Below are 26,078 nucleotides of genomic sequence, written 5' to 3' on the forward strand. Positions count from 1 at the left end.
TGCGGCTGTATTCGGTGTAGTGAAGCCCGAATAGCCTTGATTGTCCTGGTATTTCCTCTGGTTGGTACCTGGGTGAAGGTCAAACGTGAGTTCAGTCTGAGGCAGACACCATCTTGTGAATTGGATCCATTTTTGCCAGCCTTTTCGAGCTGTGATTCCAACAACAAGAATTCAAGGATGCTTGCCATGTCAGAGCGCTTCGCCGTCTTCTCCTTTCGGGCCAGGAGCACCGTGCTCCGTTTCCGTTCTCCTTCCTGCGCCGGAGGTGGGCGATGAGCGATCTGCGCGAGATCGTCGATCAGGGCCCCATGCGCGGTTTCCAGTACCTGGCGGTGCTGGTCTGCATCCTGCTCAACATGATCGATGGCTTCGACGTGCTGGTGATGGCCTTTACCGCGGCCTCGGTGTCTCGCGAATGGGGCCTCTCCGGATCCCAGATGGGGATGTTGCTCAGCGCCGGTCTGGTGGGGATGGCCGCCGGTTCGCTGTTGCTGGCGCCGTTGGCCGATCACTGGGGGCGCCGGCGCCTGATCCTGTTCTGCCTGCTGCTCTCGGGCGCCGGCATGCTGCTCTCGGCGCTGGCTGGCTCACCTCTGCAACTGGCGTTGCTGCGGGGCCTGACCGGACTGGGCGTAGGTGGGGTGCTGGCCAGCAGCAACGTGATCGCCAGCGAGTATTCGGCGCGCCGCTGGCGCGGCCTGGCGGTCAGCCTGCAGGGCATGGGCTATGCCCTGGGCGCTACCCTGGGAGGACTACTGGCGGTCTGGCTGCTGTCGCACTGGGGCTGGCGCGCGGTCTTCTGCGCCGGCGGCCTCATCACCCTGGGAGCCATTCCCCTGGTGCTCATCGGCCTGCCCGAGTCGCTGGATTTCCTCCTCACGCGACGCCCGGCCGGGGCCCTGGTACGGATCAACCGGCTGGCCCGACGCCTGGGGCAGCCGCCACTGGCCGCGCTGCCACCCCGGACCGAGGCCCGAGCGGCGGGCGGTACCGTCGGCCGGCTGCTGGCGCCCGCGCTACGGCGGACCACGCTGCTGGTGTGGACGCTGTTCTTCCTGGCCATGTTCGGCTTCTACTTCATCATGAGCTGGACGCCCAAGCTGCTGACCACCCTGGGGCTGTCCGAGCAGCAGGGGGTGGCTGGTGGCGTGCTGCTTAGCGTAGGCGGCATCTTTGGCGCCGCCCTGGTCGGCCTGCTGTTCGCCCGCTTGCCGCTGTCACGCGCGCTGGGTGGCTTCATGCTGACCACCGCGCTGCTGCTGGTGGCCTTCGCCCAGATGGGCAGTTCCTACCTGGGTGCCCTGGCCATGGGCCTGCTGATCGGGCTTTTCGCCAATGGCTGCGTCGCCGGACTCTATGCGCTGCCAGCGCTGGCCTATGCCGCCGAAGTCAGGGCCACCGGGGTGGGCTGGGGCATCGGCATCGGCCGTCTTGGCGCCATCCTCTCACCGGTGGTGGCCGGGCTGCTGCTCGACAACGGGTGGCCCCCGCTGCGCCTGTATCTGGTCTTTGCCGGGGTGTTCGTGGCGGCAGGTCTGCTGCTCCTGCTGACTCGTCCCGAGCAGCGACCTACGGCCACGGAGGTGAGTCGGCGGCAGGGCGAGGCGCTGGGCTAGCCGCTTTTGGCAAGGTCATCTTTTTGCCGAAAATAGTTAATTGACTTAACTAATTCCCTGGCGTAGCTTCGGCTCCATATCCACCCAACAACAAGAGGCACACGCCATGGGCAGTTACGACGGACGCTGGCAGACGGTCAAAGTGGACATCGAGGACGGTATCGCCTGGGTGACGCTCAATCGTCCCGAGAAACGCAACGCCATGAGTCCCACCCTCAACCGCGAGATGGTCGAGGTGCTGGAGACCCTGGAGCAGGACGCCAACGCCGGCGTGCTGGTGCTGACCGGTGCCGGCGATGCCTGGACCGCGGGCATGGATCTCAAGGAATACTTCCGCGAGACCGATGCCGGCCCTGAAATCCTGCAGGAGAAGATTCGCCGCGAGGCCTCCCAGTGGCAGTGGAAGCTCCTGCGCATGTACGCCAAGCCGACCATCGCCATGGTCAACGGCTGGTGCTTTGGCGGCGGCTTCAGCCCGCTGGTGGCCTGCGATCTGGCCATCACCGCCGACGAGGCCACCTTCGGCCTGTCCGAGATCAACTGGGGCATTCCTCCGGGCAACCTGGTGAGCAAGGCCCTGGCCGACACCGTGGGTCACCGCACCGCGCTCTACTATGTGATGACCGGCAAGACCTTCAGCGGTCCCGAAGCCGCCGCCATGGGGCTAGTCAACCAGAGCGTGCCACGTGACCAGTTGCGTGAGGTGACCACCGCCCTGGCACGTGAGCTGCTGGACAAGAATCCGGTGGTGCTGCGTGCCGCCAAGGTCGGCTTCAAGCGCTGCCGCGAACTGACCTGGGAGCAGAACGAGGACTACCTCTATGCCAAGCTCGACCAGTCGCGTCTGCAGGATCCGGAAGGCGGTCGCGAGCAGGGCATGAAGCAGTTCCTCGACGACAAGAGCATCAAGCCCGGTCTGCAGACCTACAAACGCTAGATCGCCACCGCCCACCCGTACAACAACAAGAGGTAGCGTCATGGTCGAGGTATCCCTGCTCATCGGCGGCGCCAGCCGCCCGGCCGGCAACGGTCGCAGCTATCAGCGTTGCCATCCGGTGACCGGCGCGGTGGTCTCCACGGTGGCCGCCGCCACCCCGGAGGATGCCGACGCCGCCGTCGCCGCGGCCCAGGCCGCCTTTCCCGCCTGGGCGGCGCTACCGCCGGGCGAGCGGCGCCGCCGGCTGCTGGCCGCGGCCGACGGGCTGGCCGCACGCAGTGACGAATTCGTCGCCCTGGCCGGGGAGACCGGCGCCATGGCCAACTGGTACGGCTTCAATGTCCACCTGGCGGCCAACATGCTGCGCGAAGCGGCGGCCATGACCACCCAGATCCAGGGCGAGGTCATTCCCTCCGATGTGCCTGGCAGCTTCGCCATGGCGCTGCGCCAGCCCTGCGGCGTGGTGCTGGGCATCGCGCCCTGGAATGCCCCGGTGATCCTGGGCACCCGCGCCCTGGCCATGCCGCTGGCCTGCGGCAACACCGTGGTGCTCAAGGCCTCGGAGCAGAGCCCGGGCGTGCACCGGTTGATCGGCCAGGTGCTGCAGGATGCCGGCCTGGGCGACGGTGTGGTCAACGTCGTCACCAATGCTCCGGAAGATGCCCCGGCCATCGTCGAGCGGCTGATCGCCAACCCGGCGGTGCGGCGCGTCAACTTCACCGGGTCCACCCGGGTCGGTCGTATCGTCGGTGAGCTGTCGGCTCGCCACCTAAAGCCGGCCGTGCTGGAGCTGGGCGGCAAGGCACCGCTGCTGGTGCTGGAGGACGCTGATCTGGATGCCGCGGTCGCTGCTGCGGCCTTCGGTGCCTACTTCAACCAGGGGCAGATCTGCATGTCCACCGAGCGCCTGCTGGTGGACAGCCGCATCGCCGACGCCTTCGTCGAGCGCCTGGCGGCCAAGGTGCGCACCCTCAAGGCCGGTGATCCGAGTGCACCCGACTCCGTCCTCGGCTCCCTGATCGACGCCAGCGCCGGCACCCGCATCAAGGCCATGATCGACGACGCCGTGGGCAAGGGCGCGCGCCTGGTCTGCGGTGGCGAGCTGGAGGGCAGCATCCTGCAGCCGACGCTGCTGGATGGCGTCACCGCCGAGATGCAGCTCTATGCCGAGGAGTCCTTCGGTCCGGTGGCGGTGGTGATCCGTGCCGAGGGCGATGAGGCCCTGCTGCGCCTGGCCAACGATTCCGAATTCGGCCTCTCGTCGGCCATCTTCAGCCGCGACACCGCCCGTGCCCTGGCGCTGGCGCAGCGGGTGGAGAGCGGCATCTGCCACATCAACGGCCCCACGGTACACGACGAGGCGCAGATGCCCTTTGGCGGCGTCAAGTCGAGCGGCTACGGCAGCTTCGGCTCGCACGCTTCCATCGAGCACTTCACTCAGTTGCGCTGGGTGACGCTGCAGACGGGGCCGCGCCACTACCCGATCTGATCAGCGTCCGCCGTCCCTCGCTCCTGTCGCGACAACAATAAGAGGCGCCTTCGGGCGCCAGCCCAGAGGAGAATTCAAGGTGAGTCACGTCACGCACACCCGCGCGCCCGCCGATCAGCCGCTGCGCTATCGCCCGGTGACCCTGGGACAACCCGGCGTCACCGTGGAAGAGCGGGGTGGACTGCTCTACATGGCCTCCCAGGAAGCCCTGACGCCACCGCCGCCGCGACTGTTGGATCGGCTGCTGCACTGGGCCGAGGTGGCACCGAACCGCACCTTCTTCGCTGCCCGGGACACGGGCGGTGCCTGGCGCGAATTCTCCTATGCCGAGATGTTGCAACGGGTGCGCCAGCTGGCCGCCGCGCTGCTGGAGTTCGGCCTCTCCGCCGAGCGCCCGCTGGCGATCCTCTCCGGCAACGATCCCGAACACCTGCAATTGGCCATGGCGGCACTCTACGCCGGCATTCCCTTCTGCCCGGTGTCGCCCGGCTATGCACTGCTGTCCCAGGATCACGCCAAGCTGCGCCATGTCTGCGGCCTGCTGCAGCCGGGACTGGTGTTCGTCAGCGATGGCCCGGCCTTCCAGAAGGCGCTGGACGCCGTGCTGCCGGCCGACGTACCGGTGATCGCGGTTCGCGGTCAGGTACAGGGCCGTATCACCCTGGCCTTCGCGGCGCTGCTCGCTCGCGGTGAATTGGCCGCGGCCGAGCGCGCCTTCGCCGCGACCGGCCCGGACAGCATCGCCAAGTTCCTTTTCACTTCCGGCTCCACCAAGCTGCCCAAGGCGGTGACCACCACCCAGCGCATGCTCTGCGCCAACCAGCAGATGCTGTTGCAGACCTTTCCGGTGTTTGGCGAGGAGCCGCCGGTGCTGGTGGACTGGCTGCCCTGGAACCACACCTTCGGTGGCAGTCACAACCTGGGTATCGTGCTCTACAACGGCGGCACCTTCTATCTCGACGAAGGCAAGCCGACACCCCAGGGCTTCGGCGAAACCCTGCGCAATCTGCGCGAAATGTCACCCACCGCCTATCTCACGGTGCCACGCGGCTGGGAAGAGCTGGCCAATGCCCTGGAGCGCGATGCCGAGTTGCGCGAGCGCTTCTTTGCCCGCATGCGGCTGTTCTTCTTTGCCGCGGCGGGGCTGTCGCAAAGTGTCTGGGATCGCCTGGATCGCATCGCCGAGGCCCACTGCGGTGAGCGCATCCGCATGATGGCCGGCCTGGGCATGACCGAGGCCTCGCCCAGTTGCACCTTCACCACCGGCCCGCTGTCGGTGGCCGGCTACGTCGGGGTGCCGGCGCCGGGGTGCGAACTCAAGCTGGTGCCGGTGGACGGCAAGCTGGAAGGGCGTTTCCGCGGGCCGCACATCATGCCCGGCTACTGGCGCGATGCCACCCAGACCGCCGCCTGCTTCGACGAAGAAGGGTTCTACTGCTCGGGCGATGCCCTCAAGCTCGCCGATCCCGCCAATCCGCAACTGGGCCTGATGTTCGATGGCCGCATCGCCGAGGACTTCAAGCTGTCCTCCGGGGTGTTCGTCAGCGTCGGTCCCTTGCGCAACCGCGCGGTACTGGAGGGCACGCCGCTGGTGCAGGACGTGGTGGTGGCGGCGCCGGATCGCGAGTGCCTCGGCCTGCTGGTCTTTCCACGCCTGGCGGACTGCCGGCAACTGGCCGGGCTGGACGAGACCGCCGATGCCGCCACGGTGCTGGCCAGCGCGCCGGTACGGGACTGGTTCGCCACCTGGCTCAAGCGCCTCAATCGCGAGGCCTCGGGCAACGCCAGCCGCCTGGAATGGATCGCCCTGCAGGAGGAGCCGCCGTCCGCCGACCGTGGCGAGATCACCGACAAGGGTTCGCTCAACCAGCGCAGCGTCCTGACCCATCGTGCGGAACGGTTGGAGGCCTGCTATCGCGGAACGGCGCCGCTGTTTATCCGGGCCTGAGGTGCAATCCAGAGGATCAGGCGACACGGTGCAATGCCGGCTGTTCCTGTCCTCGCGGTCTTGGCCGAAAGGATATCTCGACCCATGCGGTTCCTGTTTGAGAAACGTCTGACACCCTGAGTGGTGTCAGGCGTTTTCATTTCTACCTTCTGCGAATTGGGCTGGCGCCAACAGCGAGGCCCGCCGTATCTGCCGCTTCCGTCTGGTCCGCCGTTCACCTGGGCTTCGTCATCTCATCCGCGCATCGGATCTGGGGGGTGGTTGTTCAATACGGCGATTCCTGTCTCTCATTCTGATTTTTAGATTACTTAATCCATTCTTGGCTGAGATTTTGGATTTTTACTGCTTGCATTTGGCTATTCATACTTTATTTTGAAATATCGTTTCATAAATACAAGGGTAAAACCCCTCCGCTAGCCGGCGTAATTCGCCTTCCAAAGGTCTCTGTGCATGAGCTTCTTCGCTGCGCCTCCGACGCTGGAAACCTCCGTCTTCACCCGCCTGCCCGAGCGCTATCGCCAGCCGCGGCGCACGGCCTGGGCCGATGCCAATCGCCAGGGCAGGGCCATCGATTCCTTTCTGGAAGGGCCCTCCTTCGATCGACAGGGCAATCTCTATGTGACCGATATCCCCTATGGGCGCATCTTTCGCATCGACCCCAAGGGCGAGTGGGAGCTGGTCTGCGAATACGACGGCTGGCCCAATGGGCTGAAGATCCACTGCGACGGGCGAATCTTCATCGCCGACTACAAGCGCGGCATCCTGCAACTCGATCCACGGCGTGGCGAAGTGGAGACGGTGCTGGGCAGCGCCGGCTCGGAAGGCTTCAAGGGCGTCAACGACCTGGTGTTCTCGCCGAGCGGTGATCTCTACTTCACCGACCAGGGGCAGACCGGTCTGCAGGATCCCAGTGGGCGCGTCTATCGCCTGGGCGCCGATGGCCAGCTCAGCTGCCTGCTGGCCACGGTGCCCAGTCCCAACGGCATCGTCTTCGATCCACGCCTCAACCATCTGCTGATAGCAGTCACCCGGGCCCAGCAGGTCTGGCGCATTCCGCTGGGCAACGGTCCGCTGATCGGCAAGGTCGGTGTCTTCGCCCAGCTGCATGGCGGCCTGGGTGGCCCCGACGGTCTGGCGCTGGACGAGGAGAGCAATCTCTATATCGCCCACACCGGCTTCGGCTCGGTGTGGCAACTCTCTCCGGTGGCCGAACCCCTGGCGCGCCTGCGCTCCTGCGCCGGCATCAGCAACACCAACCTGGCCTTCGGCGGTCCCGAAGGTCGCAGCCTGTTCATCACCGAATCCGAGACCGGCAGCATCCTGCGCGTCGAGACTCCGGTGCGCGGACTCCCCCTGTACTCCCATCTCTGACCGGCGCGGCCGCGCTTGCCCAGACAACAATTACAAGAGAGGTCATCCATGAACCAGACGAGTACTGGCGCCCAGGCGCCGCTGACCGATGCCGAGGGCGAGCAGCTTCTGCGACGCGCCCTGTGGCGCATCCTGCCGTTCATCTTCGCCTGCTACGTGGTCAGCTACCTGGATCGCACCAACGTGGGATTCGCCGCCCTGAGCATGAATCAGGACCTGGGGCTTACAGCGACGATGTTCGGCTGGGCAGCGGGTCTGTTCTTCTTCGGCTATTTCCTCTTCGAGGTGCCGAGCAACCTGTTGTTGCAGCGCTTCGGTGCGCGGGTGTGGATCGCGCGGATCATGATCAGCTGGGGACTGATCTCCATGGCCACGGCCTTCGCCACCGGCCCGGTCAGCTTCAGCATCCTGCGCTTCCTGCTGGGGATAGCCGAGGCTGGCTTCACCCCGGGGGTCTATCTCTATTTCACCTACTGGTTTCCGGGTAAATGGCGCGCCAAGGCTACTGCCGCCTTCCTGCTGGGGATTCCCACCGCCAACATCATCGGCTCACCGCTGTCGGGGCTGCTGCTGGACGTGCACGACTTCATGGGGCTGAGGAACTGGCAGTTCCTGCTGGTGGCGGAAGCCCTGCCGGCGGTGCTGCTGGGCATCCTCTGTCTCTTCGTGCTGGTAGATACGCCGGCCAAGGCGCGCTGGTTGTCGACCCGCGAGCGCACCTGGCTGACCGAGCGCCTGGCACGCGAGCAGCGCGAGATCGGCTCGACCCATGGTTCCACGCTGCGCCACGCCTTCACCAATTCCAAGGTGTTCGTGCTGGCCGCCATCAATTTCTGCGGCATCGTGGGCTCCGTTGGCATCGGCATCTGGATGCCGCAGATCATCAAGAGCCTGGGCATGCAGAACACCACCGTGGGATTGGTGGCCACTATTCCCTATGTGCTCGGTGCCGTCGCCATGACGCTCTGGGCACGCCAGGCCAGCCGAAGTGCCCAGCGTCTGCCCTATGTGGCGGGCGCCCTGGCGCTGGCCGCCCTTGGTCTGGTGGGCGCCGCACTCTCGGCGGATCCGCTGCTGCGCATGACCTGTATCAGCGTGACGGTAGCCAGCATACTGTCCTTCCAGGCGACCTTCTGGGCCATTCCCTCCACCTTCCTGACCGGCAGGGCGGCGGCGGGCGGGCTGGCGCTGATCGTCTCCATCGGCAACCTGGGCGGCTTCGTCGGGCCCTTCGCCATCGGCCTGGTGAAGGATGCCACCCAGAGTTTCTCCGGGCCCTTCTATGTGGTGGCCTCGGTGCTGGCGCTGGGCGTCGCTCTGATGCTCTGGCTGGGTGATCCGAGTCGGCGGGCGCCGGTACGGCCAGTGGGCGAGGCTGCATTGCAGGGCGCTGGTCGGACCTGAAGGGGGCGGCAGGGAAGGCGCCCACGCGGCGCCTTCCTTTCTTGGCCAAGGCCTGATGGCTGTGAGAGATGTGGCACCACCAGGCATCCTTTAGGTGAGGTGCGGTTATAGAACAGCCTGGAGGAAGATGCAGACATGAAAAAGGCAGCCCTTGGCTGCCTTTTTCATGTCTGAGCGCGGGCTAGGGCAGGGCACAGCCCTTTTCCTTGAGCGCCGCCAGTACCCAGCTGCGGTCGTTCTTGCCTTCGGCGATCTGCTGCATCTGCTTTTCTTCGGCGGCGTGCTTGGCGGCGGCGCGGTCATAGACCTCGGCGACGTGGTCATAGGGCACGCAGAGCAGGCCGTCGTCATCGCCGATCACCAGGTCGCCCGGCTCGATGACCATGCCGTCGATGGCGATGGGCACGTTGATCTCGCCGGGGCCGTCCTTGTACGGACCGCGGTGGGAGACGCCGGCGGCGAACAGCGGGAAGTCACCGGCGCCGATGTTGGCGGCATCGCGGATGGCGCCGTTGATGACGATGCCGGCCACGCCGCGCTTGATCGCGTAGGCCACCATCATCTCGCCGATCAGGGCGTTGCTCAGATCGCCGCCGGCATCCACCACGATGACGTCACCCGGTTCGGCGATGTCCAGGGCGTAATGCAGCATGAGGTTGTCGCCCGGGCGCGCCTTCACGGTCAGCGCCGGGCCGGCCAACACGCCCTGGCGATGCATGGGGCGCAGCCGCGAGCCGCCGGCGGTCATGCGGTGCATGGAGTCGCTGACGTTGGCGACCGGGATGTCGCGGTAACGCGCGACCCAGTCGGCTGCGATCTTGCGTTGGGCATTGAGCACTCTGAAGCCGATGGTCATGGGCGTTTCTCTTGTAGGGATTGTCGGATGCCGCCACGTGTTAGCTGGCTAAATTCAGAATTGCATTTCGTTTTAGTGGATTCAAGTCCCTTAGTCGACCGATTTAGCGAGCACTTCAATAAAATTTGCAATGGCGTTTCATTATGATAGGTTCTGAATCAGATCACTCGCCCTAGGCGCTGTGCCCGTCCATAACAACAAGGGGTACCTCGATGACCCGCAAGATCCTGCTCACCGGTCCGGCATTGGCTCCCGAAGCCATGGCCCTGGCCGCCGCCCACGACGTTCAGGTCATCCCGACCGAGCCCTACATGCCCCATGACGACCTGCTCGTCCTGATCCGCCAGGAGCAGCCGGACGCCATCATCGTGCGCCAGGGCAAGCTGACCCGCGCCCTGATCGAGGCGTCGGCCAGGCTGGCGATCATCGCCAAGCACGGCGTGGGCTACGACACCATCGACCTGCAGGCCGCGGCCGACCGGGGGATTCCGGTCACCATCGCCCTGGGCGCCAATGCCCAGTCGGTGGCCGAACACGCCTTCGCCCTGATGTTCAGCGTGGCGCGACAGACCGCCTGGCTGGATGCGCGGATGCGCGCCGGGCACTGGGACAAGGCCCAGGCCAACGGCACTGAGCTCTTCGGCAAGACCCTGGGCCTGGTGGGACTGGGTGCCATCGGCAGCGTGCTGATGGACCTGGTGGCACCGCTGCGGATGCAGGTCCGCGTTTATGATCCCTATCTCAAGAACCTGCCCGCGCGCGATCATGTGCAGCGTGAAGAGAGCTTCGACAACCTGTTGGCCGAGTGCGACGTCATCAGCCTGCATTGCCCCCTGACCGAAGCCAACCGCCACCTGTTCAGCGCCGCTCAGTTCGCCCGCATGCGTCCGGGCAGCCTGCTGATCAACACCGCCCGTGGCGAGCTGATCGATACCCAGGCCCTGGTGACGGCGCTGCGCGAAGGTCAGATCGGTGGCGCCGGCCTGGACACCTTCCATCCCGAACCGCCGCCGGCGGACAGCGACCTGTGGGGACTCGCCAATCTGGTGGCCACGCCCCACGTCGGCGCCAACACCACCGAGGCGCGCGACCGCGTCGGCCTGGTGGCGGTGCAGCAGATTCTCGATTGCTGGCACGGCAAGACGGTGGAGTCACGCGCGGTGGTCAACCGCCACCTGACGGCCGCCTAGACCCGGCTGCGACGCGGTAGCCTGCAGCCCGGCTGCCGCGTCTTTCTCCACAACAATAAGACGGAGAGCTCTCATGACTACCTCAACGCCCCCGATCAGCGAGCTGGAACGCACGACGATGCGTCGCGTCGCCTGGCGCATCCTGCCGTTCCTGATCGTCTGTTACCTGATCGCCATCATCGATCGCGGCAACATCGGCATGGCCTCGCTGCAGATGAACAAGGACCTGGGCCTGACCCCGGCGATCTTCGGCTTCGCCAGCAGCCTGTTCTTCTTTTCCTACTTCCTGGTAGAGGTGCCGAGCAACCTGGCCCTGCAGCGCTTCGGCGCGCGGATCTGGATCGCCCGGATCATGATCACCTGGGGCCTGATTTCGGCCGGTACCGCCTTCGTGCAGGGGGCCAACTCGCTGTACGTGATGCGCTTCCTGCTCGGCGCCGCGGAAGCGGGCTTCTTTCCCGGGGTGCTCCTGTATCTCACCTACTGGCTACCCTCCAACTATAGAGCGCGGATGGTCGCTATCTTCATGGTGGCGATACCAGGCGCCAACTTCCTCGGCTCACCGCTTTCCGGACTGCTGCTGAGCCTGGACGGCTGGCTGGGCATGCGCGGCTGGCACTGGCTGTTCATCCTCGAAGGTATCCCCGCCGTGCTGCTGGGTATCGCCTGCCTGTTCATGCTGACCGATCGCCCGGAGCAGGCCAGGTGGCTGAGCGATGAGCAGCGCAACTGGCTGACGCTCAAGCTGGCCGAGGAGCGCGGGCGCAAGACCAGCATCGGTCATATATCCCTGTGGCAGCTGCTCAAGCACAAGGACATCTGGGTAATGGCGCTGATCTACTCGGGCGCCTCGGCGGCCGGCAGCACCATGAGCGTCTGGGCGCCGCAATTGCTCAAGTCCTTTGGCCTGTCCAATCTGGAGGTCGGCCTCACCAATGCCATTCCCTATGGCCTGGCCTCCGTGGCGATGGTCCTCTGGGGCCGCAGCTCGGATCGGACCGGCGAACGTCGCTGGCACACCTCGCTCACCATGCTGCTGATCGCCGTGGGCCTCCTGCTGGGCATGTTCACCTCGTCCCTGGCGGCCACGGTGATCCTGTTGAGCGTGGTGCTGATCGGTGCCTACTCGATGAAGGGGCCGTTCTGGGCACTCGCCTCGGGCTGGTTGTCATCTTCCACCGCCGCGGCGGGTCTGGCCGCCATCGGCGCCCTGGCCAACCTGATCGGCGGCGGCGTGATGGTCAACGTCTATGGTGCCATCCACGGCGCCACTCACAGCCATGCCCTGGCCGTGCTGCCGCTGGCCACCCTGTGCGCCATCAGCGGCCTGCTGGTGCTGGTCATGGGCCGCAAGGCCGCCCGCGCCAAGGCCGAAGCTCAGGCCGCAACCGCTAACGCCAGCTAGTGGCGACCGCTGCCGGCCCGCTCGGGCCGGCAGCCTCACGAGGACTCCAGCATGACCTTCACGCGTCGGCGCTTCCTGCATGCGAGCGCCCAGGCAAGTGCCGCCCTGTGCCTGTTCAATACTCTCGGCGCCCAGGCCGCCACGCCCTTTTCCGGTATCCAGACAGCACCAACGCTCAAGGCTCCGGCTGGCAGTGTCGACTGCCACATGCACCTCTACGACGACCGCTACGCGGCCGCGCCCGGCGCCAAGCTGTTACCGCCCAATGCCTCTCTGGACGACTACCGCCAGTTGCAGGCGCTGCTGGGGCTGCAACGCCTGGTGATCGTCACGCCGTCCACCTATGGCACCAACAATGGTTGCCTGCTCGATGGCCTGGCGCGCTGCGGAGGGCAGGCCCGGGGTGTGGCGGTCATCGACCGGACCATCACGGATGCCGAACTGCAGAAGTTGCATCAGGCCGGGGTGCGCGGTATCCGCTTCAATCTCAGCTATGGCGGCGCCGATCTGGCGGATCTTGAGCCCCTGGCCGCACGGGTGAACGAATGGGGCTGGAACGTCCAGGTGGTCGCTCCTGGCAACCAGCTGGTGGAACTCGAAAGCCGCCTGCAACGCCTGCCGGCGCGACTGGTGATCGATCACCTGGGTCATGTGCCCCAGCCGGAAGGGGTGAACTCGGCGGCCTTCGCCGTGCTGGGTCGGCTGTTGGACGGCGGCCGTACCTGGGTGAAGCTGTCGGGGCCCTACATCAGATCGCGCAGTGGTCCGCCGGACTATGCTGACGTCGGCGCCGTGGCGCGGGAGCTGGTGCGGCGCCATCCCGAGCAGCTGCTGTGGGGCAGCGACTGGCCTCACCCCACGATGCCGGCTGACAACAAACCGGACGACGGACACATCTTCGACCTGCTGGCCGAGTGGGCCCCCGATGACCAGACGCGTACCGCCATCCTGCGTGACAACCCGGTCAGTCTGTACGGTTTTTGACCGTTGAGCCGTACAGCGGCTTGCCGCCCAGGCTGCGGGTCAGTTCGTCGGCGGTGGCACCCAGTACCCCATGCAAGGCGCGAGCGCGTTCCTGGGTGAGGCGATTGGCCGGGCCGGAGATGACCAGGGCGCCGAGCAGTTCCTCCTGGGCGCCATAGATCGGCAGCGCCAGGGACGCGGCATGGGGATCGGTGACACCACAGGAGTAGTAGGGCGTCAGACCGGCCTTGGCGACCTCATGGGAGGTCTGCAGGGCCTGGGCGCTGGCCGCTTCGTCCATGGGGCGCATGTCGCCGGGCTGCAGGTGCAGGCGCAGGCGATGTGGCGAATTCACCCGGTACTGGCAGAGTCGATAGGCGCCGTGGCGCACATAGAAGGAAGCGGTCTCGCCACTCTCTTCGGTCAGCTGGTGCAGGCGCGGCATGATGTGGCGCTCCACGTCGTGGGCGTCCTGGTAGATGGCATTCAGCCTCACCACTTCGCTGGCCAGCATGTAGCGGCCATCGGCGAGGCGCGTGACCAGGCCAAAGGTCTCCAGCGAGACCAGCAGGCGCATGATGGTGCTCTTGATCAGCCCGGTGCGGGTGGTGAGCTCGGCCAGGCTCAGGGCCGAATCGCCGATACGAAAGGCGGTGAGCACGGTCAGGACGCGGTCGGCGGAGGCGACGCCAGCAACCTCCGGGCGTGGACGAGGGGTGTTCAACCTGGATGTCTCCTGAGCGGGCGGGAAGCCGCATTATCCGCGAGCGAGCCACAAGCGCCTAGGGTTTGCTTGGCCCTCACCCCAGCCCTCTCCCTGAGGGAGAGGGTGTATTCGAGCGTAGGTTGGCTTTCGTAGGTTGCGGTTGTGCGCAGCGAAGCCCAGCACGGAACACCGCTATCAACCGTCAGCCCTTCAGCCCAACTCCCCATTGAGCTTGCGCAGCAGGCGCAACAGCTCGGCCCGTTCGGCGTCGTCCAACTGGGCGGTGGCGGCGCGGTCGCTGGCGGCGGCGCGGTCCTTGAGTTCACCGACCAAGGCGCGACCCTGGTCGGTAAGGTGCAGGGCGTAGGCGCGGCGGTCCTGAGTATCGCGCACCCGGGCGGCCAGGCCCTGGCGTTCCAGCTTGTTCAGCAGCAGGACCAGTTGCGGCGGCTCGATGGCCAGGCGCCGGGCCAGGTCGGCCTGCATCAGGCCCGGCTCCTGTTCGAGGATCACCAGGGCGGTGAACTGGGCAGGGCGCAGGTCGTAGCTCGCCAGGCTGTCCACCAGGTGCTGGAACATCTTCATCTGGGCGCGGCGCAGGGCATAGCCTACGGCGGTGTCCAGCCAGGGGGTGGCGGCAGGGTCCAGGGTCATGGTGTCGTCGAGGGAACTCATCGGCGGGAAGGGCTTCCGTCGGAGATGGCGAGAGGAGGGTATCGAGGGGTCATTCTAGTCCAGATCCCGTCTCGCGCGTCGATGGCGATAGGCGAACTGGGCGCGGCTCAGGCCAAGCAGCCGCGCGGCAGCGGCCACATTGCCGCGGCTGCGCACCAGGGCTTCGTCCAGCAGCTCGGCTTCGAGCTGACCCAGATGCAACGAGCGTTCGTCATCCACGCCGAGGCGCTCTAGCCAAAGTGACGCTCTGGCAACGCTTCCACGAGATCGGTCGGTAGCGGCTCACCGTGAAGCAGGGGGAGGTCGTTAAATTCGTTAGGGGCGCTAACGCTCACCCGTGCTCCATGGGTTCTGCAGTTCGCGTACATCACCGGGGAAAATGTAGTCGCCGACAACAATCAATTCGAACAGGCCAGAACCGCACCGAAGGGCGCAAGTTCGTCGTCAACTTCCTGCACAAGCGCTAGCGCTAGCGATCGATCGGGATGCCCCGGTTCGGCGGCGGCGGAGGCGCCGGCGGCTGGGGCTGCTGGGCCTGAGGATGGGGCACCATATGCCAGCTTTCGTCACGCGGACGGCGGTCGATGTAGACCGGTACCGGCTGATAGAGGATGCCTGATCCGCGTACCTGGGTTTCCTGCCGAAAGCTGGAGGAAGAGGACGAGCCACCAACCACGGTGATGTCATCGACCGGGCGCTGATGGCTGCTGGCCGGTGCCGGTACAACGGTGACTTCGCGCGGCGCGACGGCCGGCGGAGGCGTGGCGGGTTTGGGCGGAGGGGTGAAGCCGTTGCTGTCGGGCAGATTCTGCAGCGGAATGGTGGTGATCTGACTATTGGTCGGGCAAGCGCCCTGGGTATAGGTCGTCCGCCCCTGGGCGTCCACGCATTTGTAGACATCCTGAGCGGCCACGACGCCACTGGCGAACAGCAGGCCATAGAGCAGCGAACGCATGATGAGGCCCTCCGGGCACTCGAAGTGTCACCTGCAGGATACAAGATGACCGCGACGGCTCCCAGTATCGAGAATAAGCCTGCGGCTAATCGTCAGACCTTAAAGGCTAGGCCTGGTCTGCTGTGAACGTATAACATCCTGAAACATTCTTTCCAGGACAGCGACGCGTGAAGTGGTTCGTTATCGGCGGTTTTTTTCTCTGCGTTTTGTATGTGCACTTCCGCGGTCGGGTGCGCCATCGCTTCCTCCGTCAGCTCAGTGATCATTCGACGGTGCTGGCACCGCTTAACACCTTCATGTTCCTGACGTCGCGGGTACCCAACCAGCCCTATCACCCGGTGGAGCGCTTTCCCGAACTCCAGGTGCTGCAGGACAACTGGCAGCTTATCCGCGACGAGGCCCTGGACCTGCTGCGCGCCGGCCAGATCAAGAAAGCCGCCGAGCACAACGATGCCGGCTTCAACTCCTTCTTCAAGAGCGGCTGGAAGCGCTTCTATCTGAAGTGGTACGGCGACAGCCATCCTTCCGCCATGCAGCTGTGCCCGCAGACCACCGAACTGCTGCGGGGCATCGGCACGGTCAAGGCCGCCATGTTCGCCGAGCTGCCGCCCGGTTCGCGGCTGGTGCGCCATCGGGATCCCTACGGTGGCTCCCTGCGCTATCACCTGGGCTTGAACACGCCCAACGATCCGCGCTGCTTCATCGAGGTGGACGGCCAGCGCTATCACTGGCGCGATGGCCAGGCGGTGGTGTTCGACGAAACCTTCATCCACTACGCCGAGAACACCACCGAGCAGGATCGCATCATCCTGTTCTGCGACATCGAGCGGCCCCTGCGCTATCGCTGGGCCGGCGCCTTCAACCGTTGGGTCAGCGGCACCCTGCTGGCCTCCGCGGCCTCGCCCAATGACGCCAGCGACAGAACCGGCGGCCTCAACCGCGCCTTCCGGCATCTCTATCGCATCCGCCAGCGCGGCAAGGCGCTGAAAAAGCGCAACCGCTTCCGCTACTACCTCGAACAGTGGCTGCTGTTGGCGGCGCTGATCGGCGTGGTCATCTGGATCTGACGGTCGCCTTCGTCAGCCAAGACAGCGGTTCGACTTGACCCCGACGCGAATCGCCTCTAATACTGTATAAATATACATATAGAGGCGATAGCCATGGACAACACCCCTGCAGGTCTGGCGGCATGAGCGGCGGCGCCAGCCTGGCCCGGCTGTTCGAGGAGCGGCGGCTCTGGAAGGGGCAGACCAGTCCCGAGGCCCGGCGTAGCCGGCAGCCCACCGGCGTCGTGGCCCTCGATGCCCATCTGCCCGGGGCAGGGTGGCCCGAAGCGGCCCTTACCGAATTGCTGCTCGCCGGGCCTGGCCACGGTGAGTTGCGCCTGCTCTGGCCGACCCTGGCCCGTCTGAGCCAGGCCGCCGAACGCATCGCCCTGATCGGCCCGCCACTGTTGCCCTATCCCTTGGCCTGGCAGGCGGCCGGCGTGGTGCTGGAATCCTTGGTGGTGATCCGCGCCCAGGGCGCCGAGGTGCTCTGGGCCGCCGAACAGTGCCTGCGTTCGGGATGCTTCGGCGCGGTGCTCTGCTGGCCCGAGCGGGCCGATGATCGCCAGTTGCGCCGGTTGCAGGTCGCCGCCGAGAGCGGTCGTACCCTGGCCTTTGCCCTGCGCCCGGCCGCCGCCCTGAACAATCCCTCGCCAGCGGCCTTGCGCCTGGAACTCAAGGCGCCTCTCGAACGGGTCCACATCCGCAAATGCCGGGGTGGTCAGCCCGGTTCTCTCAGCCTGGCCGGCGGCGCTTGAGCAGGCCATGCGCTGGGCCTGCATCCTCTTTCCGCAGCTGGCACTGGATGCCGTGCTGCGCCGCCATCCGCAGCCGGAGCAGCCGCTGGTGCTGCTGGCCGGACCGCCACACCGACGCCTGCTGCAAGCCGTCAATCCGGCTGCGCGAGCCCTGGGGCTGCGTCCCGGCCTGACCCTGGCCGCTGCCCAGGCACTGACCCGCGACTTCGAGCAGCAGGAGCACGATCCGGCGCTCATCGAGACGGCCGAAGCGTTGCTGGCGGCCTGGGGTTATGGCTTCAGCTCCCAGGTCAGCCGCCACTATCCCCGGGCGCTGTTGCTGGAGGTGCAGTCCAGCCTACCGCTGCTGGGACCCTGGCCGCGTCTTGAGCGGCGCCTACGGCAGGAACTCGAGGCCCTGGGCTTTCGTCATCGACTGGCCCTGGCGCCCAACCCGGTGGCGGCGCGGATGCTGACCAATGTCGCCGATGGTCTGGTCGCGTCCCCCGAAGATCTGCCGCACCTGCTCGACCGCCTGCCCGTGGAGCGGGCCGGTTTCGCCCCCCAGCAGGCCCAGGCACTGGTACGCATGGGCATCCGCCGCCTGGAGCAGCTCAAGGCTTTGCCCAGGGCTGCCCTGGCCCGGCGTTTCGCGCCCGAGCTCCTGCAGCAGCTGGATCTGCTGTGCGGCAGTCGCAGCCTGGCGCTGGAGTTCTATCGGCCGCCCGATCGCTTCGTGGCGCGGGTGGAACTCAACTTCGAGGTGGAGTCCCACCAGGCGCTGCTGTTCCCGCTGCGCCGCCTCACCGCCGACCTGGCCGCCTGGCTGGCCAGTCGCGACCGCGGCGTGCAGCGTTTCCTCCTGTGGCTGGAGCATCGCCAGGGCCCGGCCAGCATGCTCGCCATCGGCCTGCTGGCGCCCGAGCGGGATGCCGCCCTGCTGTTCGAATTCGCCCGTGGCCGTCTCGAACAACTGCAGGTGGTGGCGCCGGTCCTGGCGCTGCGTCTGGAAAGCGAGGAGTTGCCGCTTTTCGTACCCGAGCGCCACGGGCTGTTCGACGAGCGACCGGACCAGGCCGTGGGGTGGGAGGTACTGCGCGAGCGCCTGCGCGCGCGGCTGGGCGAGGAGGCGGTGCTCGGCCTTGGCATTCAGGCGGATCACCGCCCCGAGCGGGCCCTGGTCTGGCGTCACGAACGGCGCCCGGAAACCGCCTTGCCTGGCCTGCGTCCGGGCTGGCTGCTGCACGAACCGCGCCCTCTCGACGGTCAGCCAAGACGGGTCCTGGCCGGTCCCGAACGCATCGAAAGTGGCTGGTGGGACGACGGCGACCAGCGCCGTGACTACTACCGCATCGAGGTGGCCGACGGACGCCAGGCCTGGGCCTTCCGCCGCTATGGCGAAGAGGCGCCCTGGTGGATCCAGGGCTGGTTCGCATGAGCGGCTATGCCGAGTTGCACTGCCTGTCGAATTTCAGTTTCCAGCGCGGTGCCTCCAGTGCTTTCGAATTGTTCGAGCGGGCCAAGGCGCTGGGCTACGGGGCGCTGGCCATCACCGACGAATGCACCCTGAGCGGCATCGTCCGTGCCTGGCAGGCGGCGCGCCAGGTCGGGCTGCCCCTCGTCGTCGGCAGCGAGATGACCCTGGACGACGGCCTGCGCCTGGTCCTGCTGGTGGAGGATCTCCAGGGCTATGCAAGTCTCTGCGCCCTGATCACCCGGGCGCGCCGCCGTGCCCCCAAGGGGCGCTACCAGCTAGGTCGCGCGGATCTGCAGCAATCCTTGCCCGGCCTGCTGGCCATCTGGTTGCCGGGCAGCGAGCCCCTGGTCGAGGAGGGCGCCTGGCTCAAGCAGGTCTTCGCCAAGCGGCTGTGGATAGGCGTCGAGTTGCTGCGCCAGGCCGACGATGCCGCCCGGCTCGCCCAGCTGCAGGCGCTGGGTACGCAGCTGGATCTGCCTGGGGTGGCCTGCGGTGACGTGCACATGCACACCCGGGGGCGACGCGCTCTGCAGGATGTGCTCACCGCCATCCGCCATCATCTGCCGGTGGCCCAGGCCGGTTACCGGTTGCACCCCAATGGCGAGCGCCATCTGCGGCCGCTGGCGGTGTTGGAGGGGCTCTATCCTGAAGCCCTGCGCGGCGAAACCTTGAAGATCGCCACCCGCTGCCGCTTCGACCTGAATGAGTTGCGCTACCACTATCCCCACGAGGTGGTACCCGCTGGCGAAACGGCCCATTCCTGGCTCGCCGAACTGACCCGTCGCGGCCTGGCCTGGCGCTGGCCGGAAGGATCGCCAGACAGGGTCACCCAGCAGGTAGCGGTGGAGCTGGCGCTGATCGCCGAGAAGGGCTACGAGAACTACTTTCTTACCGTGCACGACATCGTCGACTACGCCCGCCGCCAGCACATCCTTTGCCAGGGCCGTGGTTCGGCGGCCAACTCGGTGGTCTGCTACGTGCTGGGGATCACCGAGCTGAATCCGCTCACCGGCCATCTGCTGTTCGAGCGCTTCATCTCCCGCGAGCGCGACGAGCCGCCCGACATCGACGTCGACTTCGAGCACGAGCGACGCGAAGAGGTCATCCAGTACGTCTTTCGCCGCTATGGTCGCGAGCGAGCCGCGCTCACCGCAGTGGTCAGTACCTATCACGCCGCCGGCGCCCTGCGCGATGTCGGCAAGGCCCTGGGCCTGCCGGGTGACCAGCTCGATGCCCTGTCCGGCTGCGCCGGGCGCTGGACCGACGAGATCCCGGGCCCGCAGCGCCTGCGCGAAGCGGGTTTCGACCCGGACAGCCCGCTGCTGCAGCGAGTGCTCATTCTCGCTGGTCAACTGATCGGGTTTCCCCGGCATCTCTCCCAGCATCCCGGCGGCTTCGTCATCTCCGAGGCTCCCCTGGCGACGCTGGTGCCGGTCGAGAATGCCGCCATGCCCGAGCGCACCCTGATCCAGTGGGACAAGGACGACCTCGATGCCGTGGGCCTGCTCAAGGTCGACATCCTCGCCCTGGGCATGCTCAGCGCCCTGCGCCGCTGCTTTGACCTGGTCGCCGACTGGCGCGACCAGCGCTGGACCCTGGCCAGCCTGCCCCAGGAGGATGGGCCTACCTACGCCATGATCTCCCGTGCCGATACGGTGGGGGTGTTCCAGATCGAATCCCGTGCCCAGATGGCCATGCTGCCGCGCCTCAGGCCTCAGACCCTCTACGACCTGGTGATCGAGGTGGCCATTGTGCGGCCCGGCCCCATCCAGGGCGACATGGTGCATCCCTACCTGCGCCGCCGGAATGGGGAGGAAGAGGCGGACTATCCCCATGACGAGCTACGCCCGGCTCTGGAACGTACCCTGGGGGTGCCGCTGTTCCAGGAGCAGGTGATGCAGATCGCCATGGTCGCCGCCGAATATACCCCAGGCGAGGCCGATCAGCTGCGGCGTTCCATGGCCGCCTGGAAGCGCCATGGTGGCCTCGAACCCCACCGCGAGCGGCTGCACAGGCGCATGGTCGAGCGCGGCTATAGCCCGGCATTCGCCGCGCGCCTCTTCGAGCAGATCAAGGGCTTTGGCAGCTACGGTTTTCCCGAATCCCATGCCGCCAGCTTCGCCCTGCTGACCTATGCCAGCTCCTGGCTCAAGTGCCACGAGCCGGCCGCCTTCGCCTGTGCCCTGGTCAACAGCTGGCCCATGGGGTTCTACAGCCCCGACCAGGTCCTTCAGGACGCCCGGCGCCACGGCATCGAGGTGCGTGCCGTGACCGTGCAGGCCAGCGACTGGGACTGCCGGCTGGAGGCGGGCGCGGGCCATCAGCCGGCGATCCGTCTGGGCTTGCGACTGGTGCAGGGGCTGGCGGAAGCGGTCGGCCGGCGTCTGGTGGCCGCGCGAGGCACGCAGCCTTTCCGCGATGTCGAGGATCTCTGCCGGCGGGCAGAGCTGGATGCCCGGGCGCGCGGGCAACTGGCCGAGGCTGGCGCCCTGGCGGAGCTCGCCGGCGATCGCCATCAGGCGCGCTGGGCCATGGCCGGGGTGGAGCGCCAGCTGCCGCTGTTCGAGGCAACCGGCAGCGCCGCCGAGGAGCGCCCGGTCTTGCCCGCGCCCAGTGTCGCCGAAGACGTCCACGCCGACTATCGCATGCTGGGTACCACCCTGGGTCCGCATCCGCTGTCCCTGCTCAGGGGCGAACTCCAGGCGCGGCGTTGCCGGGATTTTCGCCAACTGGCCGAGATCGAGCCAGGTGCCCTGGTGCGGGTAGCAGGCCTGGTGCGCGGACGGCAGCGACCCGGCACGGCCAGCGGGGTTATCTTCGTGACCCTGGAAGACGAGCACGGCATGCTCAATGTGGTGGTCTGGCGCGCGGTGGGCGAGCAGCAGCGACGACCGCTGTTGCAGGCTCGGCTGCTACAGGTCGAGGGGCATCTGGAGCGCGACGCGGGGGTACAGCACCTGATCGCTGGTCGCTTGACCGACCTGAGTCCACTGCTCGACGAACTCATGGTGTCGAGTCGGGACTTTCACTAGGGCGAGGAGAGGATAGAGCAGGAGAGGGTGAAGCGGAGGACTGTCTTCCGAAGCGCTCTTGAGCGCCCGGAAGACAAGAATCGACCAACGCAGTCTTAGCTGACGGCGTCTTTCAGGCCTTTGCCGGGCTTGAAGCCGGGCAGCTTGGCAGCGGCGATCTTGATGGTGGCACCGGTCTGCGGGTTGCGGCCTTCGCGAGCAGCGCGCTCTTTTACTGCGAAAGTTCCGAAACCGACCAGGCTGACGCTGTCGCCTTGCTTCAGGGCGTCGGTCACCGCAGTGGTGAAGGCGTCCAGGGCTTTGGCAGCGGTGGCCTTGGGCAGGTCGGCAGACGCGGCAATGGCGTCGATCAGCTCAGCTTTATTCATGTAAAAACTCCATGTGTGAGTATTGGCCAGGCAGTATAGCGGCAGCTTTGCCTTGCGTAGAGCCTTTGTGAGCCTCTACGTGGCCGGTTGAAGCAGCCTTGTTGTTCGGCGCTACAGGATACGCATAGCGGGCGAAAGAACGATAGGGTATTCGATCTGGCAGGGGCGTGAAAACCTGATCCGCACTGCATTTTCCACGCTTCACAGCCCAGCCGTCGCCTTTTTGGGCAGCGCCGATGGCCGTTTGGTTTCCTCCAGGCGCCGAACGAAAAGTCGCGAGCGAGGGTGAGGCGAGGTGAAAACGCTACGCAAGCGTAGTTCACGCGTAGTGAATGAGCACGGCGACGGCGCCACCCTTACCGCGCTGGTGCCCAGGGGTTTTGCAGCGAAGCATCACCCAGCGCTGCTGGTTTTGGTACAGCGCCTAGGCTACCCGGTCAGGAGAAAGCTGGGGCTGCAGCGGTGGCGTAAGAGGTGGTAGACCATAGGCGGCGCGGGCGGCATCGCAGTGGGGATTGGCTTCGCCGTTCTCCCAGGCGGCGGTGAACTCGCGGCAGGTGCTAGAGCGGTTCTCGTAGACGGTACAGCGGGTACCGCAGCCCACCTCGCCCAGCAGCGCCACGCAGCGTACCGGCTTCTGCTCGGTGCCCTGCATGGCCGCCAGATGGGGGCTGACCGCGACGGTCAGGTAGTCGGGTACCAGGCCGCCTGCCGACTGGCATTCGCCCCAATAGAAAGACACGCGGAAATGGGCGCAGCAGGCGCCACAGTTGAGGCAGGGATTCTCGGTCGACATGGACGAACGCCATCGCAGGAACCGGCAGCGCCGGCGGGACAGACGCGGATTCTAGGCAAGCCCCAGCAAGCTGCGAAGCCCCCCGCAACGACCGTTCGGCGGCGACCTACGGCAGTCTTTTCAGGTGTCCGGGTGTGACCAGATGTCGCTGCAGCCAGGCGATGAACAGCCGTACCTTGGCCGGTACCAGTCGCCGATGAGGATAGAGGGCGTGGATGGCGATGGCCTGGGTATGCCAGGGGGCGAACAAGCGCTCCAGCCGACCCGTCGCCAAATCGGCACTCACCAGGAAATCCGGCTGGCGAATGATGCCGTGGCCGTCCAGCGCCGCCTGGTGCAGGACACTGCCATTGTTGGCGCGCAGATGCCCGCTGACCTTGACCTGCAGACGCTCTCCCTCCCGCTGGAATTCCCAGTCGTCGCCATCGCTGGCGTAGCTGTAGAGCAGGCAGCGATGCTGGCGCAATTCGGCGGGATGCTCAGGGCGACCATGGCGCTGCAGATAGGCGGGCGCGGCGCAGATGAACAGTTCCACCGCCCCCAGCGGCTGTGCCACCAGGCTGGAGTCGCTCAGCTCGCCGATGCGCACGGCCAGATCGAAACCCTCCTCGACCAGGCGCACCGGCCGATCACTCAGTTCCAGGTCGATGGAGACGTCCGGATACTCATGCAGGAAGCTGCTCACCAGGGGCGCTAGGTGGCGCACACCGAAGGTGAGGGGGGCACTGACCCTGAGCCGTCCGCGAGGGCGCTCGTGGCCCTCCTGCAGGCGCTGCTCCAGCACGTCCAGATCGCCCAGCAGCGGCACGAGCCCTTCATAGAGTGTACGACCGGCCTCGGTCAGGCTCAGGGTACGGGTGGTACGTTGCAACAGGCGGGTGCCGTAGTGCCGTTCCAGGGCGGCCAGGTGCTTGGTGAGCGCCGAGCGAGACAGCTCCAGACGCTCGGCCGCGGCTGTCAGGCTGCCCAGTTCGACGATCTTGATGAAGGCTTGCAGGGATCTCAACGTATCCAAAGATTGTTTCCAATACGTGCACAGTTCATTCCCAGGGTGCGCCTTTATTCGCTGCTTGGAAACAGGACAATAGGCTCATCTTCCTGTCCGAGAATCATCATGACCGACCGCACCTCGTCCCATGCCGCCCTGTTACTGCGCCTCGCCCTGGGCACCATGTTCCTTGCCCATGGCCTGACCAAGTTGCTGGTGTTTACCCTGCCGGGCACGGCGGGCTTCTTCGCCTCGGTGGGCTTTCCTGGCTGGATGGCGTATCCGGTCACCTTCTTCGAACTGGGCGCGGGCGTGCTCTTGATCCTGGGCGCCTGGGTGCGTCCGGTCGCGGCAGTGGCCGCCGTCCAACTGTTCGCGGCCGCGACGGTCCATTTCGGCAACGGCTGGTCCTTCTCCAATCCCAACGGCGGCTGGGAATATCCGATCTTCCTTGCCGTGACCGCCGCTGCCCTGGCCCTGCTGGGCGCAGGTCGGCTCTCCTGGGATGCCCGCAAGCACGCCTGATCACCCTACGAGGTCGCCACCATGTCGCTTCCCACCTTGTTCGTTTCCCACGGCTCGCCCATGGAGGCGCTCGATGCCGGCGCGGCGGGCGAGGCCTGGCGCGCCCTGGGGCAGGCCCTGCCGACCCCGGCGGCCATCGTCATGGTGTCGGCGCACTTCGATACCCGGATACCGGTATTCGGCAACGCCAAGCGGCCGGCCACCGTCCATGACTTCCATGGCTTTCCCGAGGCCCTCTACCGGCTGGATTATCCTGCGCCTGGCGCTCCGGCACTGGCCGACCAGCTGGCTCAGGGGCTACGTGACCAGGGCTGGGAGGCCGAAACCGGTGAGCAGGGACTGGACCATGGCGCCTGGGTGCCTTTGCGCTATCTCTATCCCGACGCTCGGATCCCCGTGGTACCCCTGTCGATGAGCGCCGCTCGCGGACCGGAGTACCATTTCGCCCTGGGTCAGGCGCTGACCCGGGTGCTACCCGCCGATACCCTGCTGATCGGCTCCGGCAGCCTGACCCACAACCTGGGTGATTTCCGCCGTGGCGGTGACGAGTCACCTGGCTATGTGCGGAACTTCCAGCAGTGGATCCAGGGCCGTCTGCGCGAGCGGGATCTGGAGGCCTTGCTCGATTACCGGCGCCAGGCACCGGGTGCCCGCCAGGCGCATCCTACCGACGAGCACCTGTTGCCGCTCTTCGTCGCCCTCGGTGCAGCGGATCCGCAAGGCAGCTTCCAGGTCCACCACGACGGCATCGCCCATCGCATCCTGGCCATGGATCTCTACGGCTTTTCCCGCCACTAGCCGCTCAAAAAGAAAGCCCGGGTCAATCGCTGACCCGGGCCCTTGTCTTTCGGACGAAACTGTTCGCTGCAGGCATCGCTCCTCAGCCGAACAGCTCCGGACCGTAGCCCCACATCAGCACCGTAGTAGCCATCAGCACTTCCAGCACCAGCACCCCGATGGCCAGGGTGGAGCCGGACATGATGAAGCCTTCCCGCTGGTCGATGTTGAGGAAGGAGGGGATGCCGGTGTAGAGCAGGTAGGCCGAATAGGCCAGGCCGACGATCCCGGCGATTGCGCACAACCACACCAGTGGATAGAAGCCCACCAGCCCGCTCAGCAACATGGGCGTGGCTACATAGCCGGCGAAGAGAATGCAGCGATTGGCACTGGGCCGATCCGGATAGCGCCGCGCCAGCCAATGGATCACGTGTCCCATGGCCACCACCGCGGCCATGATCAGCGCATAGCTGATAACCGCCAGCACCACGGCGGTAGGTAGATCCAGTACATGGGCTTCGCCGCCGCCGAAGCGCCAGCCGAAGGTGGTGGTACCCACCAGCGAGGCAACGACGGGAATGGCGGCCAGGAAGGCGACGTGATGGGCAAAGAAGTGCCCGACGGTTTCCCCTTCGCGACGAATCTGTTGCCACTCGCGATCGGGATGGGCCAGCAGGCCCCAGACATGATTGATCATGATTCTGCTCCTCACCCGCTGTGGTCGCCGCAAGCGGGCCTCTATGGGATGGCGAACGCTGTGTCTCACGCAACTGGCGACTACCTTTGGAGTATAGAAGAGCTCTGCAATGCGTCATGC

At 66.2% G+C, this 26,078-nt stretch carries 24 protein-coding genes; 15 read left to right on the forward strand and 9 right to left on the reverse strand.

The annotated features are described in order from the left end of the window. The first annotated feature begins 272 nt into the window (after positions 1–272). From APT59_RS07755 to APT59_RS07780, 6 genes are all read left to right on the forward strand, one after another. Complete coding sequence (locus APT59_RS07755; protein ID WP_059314321.1) at positions 273–1,616, forward strand: MFS transporter; 1,344 nt, start codon at positions 273–275, stop codon at positions 1,614–1,616. A gap of 106 nt (positions 1,617–1,722) precedes the next feature. Beyond that, positions 1,723–2,553 (forward strand): p-hydroxycinnamoyl CoA hydratase/lyase, encoded by an 831-nt coding sequence (locus APT59_RS07760; RefSeq protein WP_059314322.1) that lies wholly within the window; start codon positions 1,723–1,725, stop codon positions 2,551–2,553. Positions 2,554–2,593: 40 nt separating this feature from the next. Next, positions 2,594–4,042 carry an aldehyde dehydrogenase gene (locus tag APT59_RS07765; protein WP_059314323.1) on the forward strand — a complete coding sequence of 483 codons (1,449 nt, stop codon included), beginning with the start codon at positions 2,594–2,596 and terminating at the stop codon, positions 4,040–4,042. A 79-nt stretch (positions 4,043–4,121) separates the two neighbouring features. Then, a complete protein-coding gene (locus tag APT59_RS07770; RefSeq protein WP_059314324.1) occupies positions 4,122–5,990 on the forward strand; it encodes a feruloyl-CoA synthase in 1,869 nt (622 codons plus the stop codon). Between the two features lie 450 nt (positions 5,991–6,440). After that, a complete protein-coding gene (locus APT59_RS07775; protein ID WP_059314325.1) occupies positions 6,441–7,361 on the forward strand; it encodes an SMP-30/gluconolactonase/LRE family protein in 921 nt (306 codons plus the stop codon). A 48-nt stretch (positions 7,362–7,409) separates the two neighbouring features. Then, complete coding sequence (locus tag APT59_RS07780) at positions 7,410–8,765, forward strand: MFS transporter (RefSeq protein ID WP_059314326.1); 1,356 nt, start codon at positions 7,410–7,412, stop codon at positions 8,763–8,765. A gap of 181 nt (positions 8,766–8,946) precedes the next feature. Here APT59_RS07780 and APT59_RS07785 read toward each other — a convergent pair whose 3' ends face one another. Beyond that, positions 8,947–9,621: an RraA family protein gene (locus APT59_RS07785; protein ID WP_059314327.1), complete on the reverse strand. Its 675-nt coding sequence runs from the start codon at positions 9,619–9,621 to the stop codon at positions 8,947–8,949. A 212-nt stretch (positions 9,622–9,833) separates the two neighbouring features. Between APT59_RS07785 and APT59_RS07790 the strand changes: the two genes are divergently transcribed. The 3 genes from APT59_RS07790 to APT59_RS07800 all read left to right on the forward strand — a co-directional run bounded on the left by APT59_RS07790 (position 9,834) and on the right by APT59_RS07800 (position 13,200). After that, positions 9,834–10,811 carry a hydroxyacid dehydrogenase gene (locus tag APT59_RS07790; protein ID WP_059314328.1) on the forward strand — a complete coding sequence of 326 codons (978 nt, stop codon included), beginning with the start codon at positions 9,834–9,836 and terminating at the stop codon, positions 10,809–10,811. Positions 10,812–10,884: 73 nt separating this feature from the next. Then, positions 10,885–12,216, forward strand: a complete 1,332-nt coding sequence (locus APT59_RS07795; RefSeq protein ID WP_059314329.1) for an MFS transporter — start codon at positions 10,885–10,887, stop codon at positions 12,214–12,216. A 51-nt stretch (positions 12,217–12,267) separates the two neighbouring features. Then, positions 12,268–13,200: an amidohydrolase family protein gene (locus tag APT59_RS07800; protein ID WP_059314330.1), complete on the forward strand. Its 933-nt coding sequence runs from the start codon at positions 12,268–12,270 to the stop codon at positions 13,198–13,200. Here the strand turns inward: APT59_RS07800 and APT59_RS07805 are convergent. The 4 genes from APT59_RS07805 to APT59_RS07815 all read right to left on the reverse strand — a co-directional run bounded on the left by APT59_RS07805 (position 13,181) and on the right by APT59_RS07815 (position 15,515). Beyond that, the gene (locus APT59_RS07805) at positions 13,181–13,903 is read right to left on the reverse strand and encodes an IclR family transcriptional regulator (protein WP_059314331.1); all 723 of its coding nucleotides are present in this window, start codon (positions 13,901–13,903) and stop codon (positions 13,181–13,183) included. The two genes, APT59_RS07800 and APT59_RS07805, sit on opposite strands and share 20 nt — an antisense overlap. 192 nt (positions 13,904–14,095) lie before the next feature. Then, complete coding sequence (locus tag APT59_RS07810) at positions 14,096–14,560, reverse strand: MarR family winged helix-turn-helix transcriptional regulator (RefSeq protein ID WP_059314332.1); 465 nt, start codon at positions 14,558–14,560, stop codon at positions 14,096–14,098. A 54-nt stretch (positions 14,561–14,614) separates the two neighbouring features. Continuing rightward, the gene (locus APT59_RS22125; RefSeq protein WP_082696301.1) at positions 14,615–14,779 is read right to left on the reverse strand and encodes a helix-turn-helix domain-containing protein; all 165 of its coding nucleotides are present in this window, start codon (positions 14,777–14,779) and stop codon (positions 14,615–14,617) included. Positions 14,780–15,029: 250 nt separating this feature from the next. Beyond that, positions 15,030–15,515 carry a DUF4124 domain-containing protein gene (locus tag APT59_RS07815; protein WP_059314333.1) on the reverse strand — a complete coding sequence of 162 codons (486 nt, stop codon included), beginning with the start codon at positions 15,513–15,515 and terminating at the stop codon, positions 15,030–15,032. 167 nt (positions 15,516–15,682) lie between these two features. On the opposite strand from APT59_RS07815, the gene lpxO reads away from it, so the two are divergent. The 4 genes from lpxO to APT59_RS07835 all read left to right on the forward strand — a co-directional run bounded on the left by lpxO (position 15,683) and on the right by APT59_RS07835 (position 21,807). Beyond that, complete coding sequence (lpxO, locus tag APT59_RS07820; RefSeq protein ID WP_059314334.1) at positions 15,683–16,582, forward strand: lipid A hydroxylase LpxO; 900 nt, start codon at positions 15,683–15,685, stop codon at positions 16,580–16,582. A gap of 122 nt (positions 16,583–16,704) precedes the next feature. After that, positions 16,705–17,319 (forward strand): translesion DNA synthesis-associated protein ImuA, encoded by a 615-nt coding sequence (imuA, locus tag APT59_RS07825; RefSeq protein WP_059314335.1) that lies wholly within the window; start codon positions 16,705–16,707, stop codon positions 17,317–17,319. Positions 17,320–17,326: 7 nt separating this feature from the next. Continuing rightward, a complete protein-coding gene (locus tag APT59_RS07830; protein ID WP_059314336.1) occupies positions 17,327–18,736 on the forward strand; it encodes a Y-family DNA polymerase in 1,410 nt (469 codons plus the stop codon). Further along, a complete protein-coding gene (locus APT59_RS07835) occupies positions 18,733–21,807 on the forward strand; it encodes an error-prone DNA polymerase (protein WP_059314337.1) in 3,075 nt (1,024 codons plus the stop codon). Before APT59_RS07830 ends, APT59_RS07835 begins: the two co-directional genes overlap by 4 nt. 95 nt (positions 21,808–21,902) lie before the next feature. On the opposite strand, the gene APT59_RS07840 is transcribed toward APT59_RS07835, so the two are convergent. From APT59_RS07840 to APT59_RS07850, 3 genes are all read right to left on the reverse strand, one after another. Then, a complete protein-coding gene (locus tag APT59_RS07840; RefSeq protein WP_007159052.1) occupies positions 21,903–22,175 on the reverse strand; it encodes an HU family DNA-binding protein in 273 nt (90 codons plus the stop codon). A gap of 424 nt (positions 22,176–22,599) precedes the next feature. Beyond that, positions 22,600–22,971 (reverse strand): YkgJ family cysteine cluster protein, encoded by a 372-nt coding sequence (locus APT59_RS07845; RefSeq protein ID WP_059314338.1) that lies wholly within the window; start codon positions 22,969–22,971, stop codon positions 22,600–22,602. A gap of 106 nt (positions 22,972–23,077) precedes the next feature. Next, positions 23,078–23,986, reverse strand: coding sequence for a LysR family transcriptional regulator (locus tag APT59_RS07850; RefSeq protein WP_059314339.1), 909 nt, complete (start codon positions 23,984–23,986; stop codon positions 23,078–23,080). Between the two features lie 99 nt (positions 23,987–24,085). On the opposite strand from APT59_RS07850, the gene APT59_RS07855 reads away from it, so the two are divergent. Together APT59_RS07855 and APT59_RS07860 are read left to right on the forward strand one after the other, a co-directional pair. Continuing rightward, entirely contained in the window at positions 24,086–24,484 is a 399-nt protein-coding gene (locus APT59_RS07855) for a DoxX family protein (protein ID WP_156428935.1), read from the forward strand. A 21-nt stretch (positions 24,485–24,505) separates the two neighbouring features. Beyond that, positions 24,506–25,282, forward strand: coding sequence for a DODA-type extradiol aromatic ring-opening family dioxygenase (locus APT59_RS07860; protein WP_059314340.1), 777 nt, complete (start codon positions 24,506–24,508; stop codon positions 25,280–25,282). An 82-nt stretch (positions 25,283–25,364) separates the two neighbouring features. Here the strand turns inward: APT59_RS07860 and APT59_RS07865 are convergent, their stop codons facing one another. After that, positions 25,365–25,958 (reverse strand): Yip1 family protein, encoded by a 594-nt coding sequence (locus APT59_RS07865; RefSeq protein ID WP_007159047.1) that lies wholly within the window; start codon positions 25,956–25,958, stop codon positions 25,365–25,367. Between the last annotated feature and the right edge of the window lie 120 nt (positions 25,959–26,078).

This window comes from Pseudomonas oryzihabitans, from assembly GCF_001518815.1.
Taxonomy (GTDB): Bacteria; Pseudomonadota; Gammaproteobacteria; order Pseudomonadales; family Pseudomonadaceae; genus Chryseomonas; species Chryseomonas oryzihabitans_E.

Coding starts and splice junctions, on each gene's coding strand:
- APT59_RS07840 (WP_007159052.1), bottom strand. CDS start 22,175: ATGAATAAAGCTGAGCTGATCGACGCCATTGCCGCGTCTGCCGACCTG.
- APT59_RS07775 (WP_059314325.1), top strand. CDS start 6,441: ATGAGCTTCTTCGCTGCGCCTCCGACGCTGGAAACCTCCGTCTTCACC.
- APT59_RS07760 (WP_059314322.1), top strand. CDS start 1,723: ATGGGCAGTTACGACGGACGCTGGCAGACGGTCAAAGTGGACATCGAG.
- APT59_RS07795 (WP_059314329.1), top strand. CDS start 10,885: ATGACTACCTCAACGCCCCCGATCAGCGAGCTGGAACGCACGACGATG.
- APT59_RS07835 (WP_059314337.1), top strand. CDS start 18,733: ATGAGCGGCTATGCCGAGTTGCACTGCCTGTCGAATTTCAGTTTCCAG.
- APT59_RS07855 (WP_156428935.1), top strand. CDS start 24,086: ATGACCGACCGCACCTCGTCCCATGCCGCCCTGTTACTGCGCCTCGCC.
- APT59_RS07810 (WP_059314332.1), bottom strand. CDS start 14,560: ATGAGTTCCCTCGACGACACCATGACCCTGGACCCTGCCGCCACCCCC.
- APT59_RS07865 (WP_007159047.1), bottom strand. CDS start 25,958: ATGATCAATCATGTCTGGGGCCTGCTGGCCCATCCCGATCGCGAGTGG.
- APT59_RS07815 (WP_059314333.1), bottom strand. CDS start 15,515: ATGCGTTCGCTGCTCTATGGCCTGCTGTTCGCCAGTGGCGTCGTGGCC.
- APT59_RS07800 (WP_059314330.1), top strand. CDS start 12,268: ATGACCTTCACGCGTCGGCGCTTCCTGCATGCGAGCGCCCAGGCAAGT.
- APT59_RS07860 (WP_059314340.1), top strand. CDS start 24,506: ATGTCGCTTCCCACCTTGTTCGTTTCCCACGGCTCGCCCATGGAGGCG.
- APT59_RS07845 (WP_059314338.1), bottom strand. CDS start 22,971: ATGTCGACCGAGAATCCCTGCCTCAACTGTGGCGCCTGCTGCGCCCAT.
- APT59_RS07780 (WP_059314326.1), top strand. CDS start 7,410: ATGAACCAGACGAGTACTGGCGCCCAGGCGCCGCTGACCGATGCCGAG.
- APT59_RS07790 (WP_059314328.1), top strand. CDS start 9,834: ATGACCCGCAAGATCCTGCTCACCGGTCCGGCATTGGCTCCCGAAGCC.
- imuA (WP_059314335.1), top strand. CDS start 16,705: ATGAGCGGCGGCGCCAGCCTGGCCCGGCTGTTCGAGGAGCGGCGGCTC.
- APT59_RS07830 (WP_059314336.1), top strand. CDS start 17,327: ATGCGCTGGGCCTGCATCCTCTTTCCGCAGCTGGCACTGGATGCCGTG.
- APT59_RS07765 (WP_059314323.1), top strand. CDS start 2,594: ATGGTCGAGGTATCCCTGCTCATCGGCGGCGCCAGCCGCCCGGCCGGC.
- APT59_RS07785 (WP_059314327.1), bottom strand. CDS start 9,621: ATGACCATCGGCTTCAGAGTGCTCAATGCCCAACGCAAGATCGCAGCC.
- APT59_RS07755 (WP_059314321.1), top strand. CDS start 273: ATGAGCGATCTGCGCGAGATCGTCGATCAGGGCCCCATGCGCGGTTTC.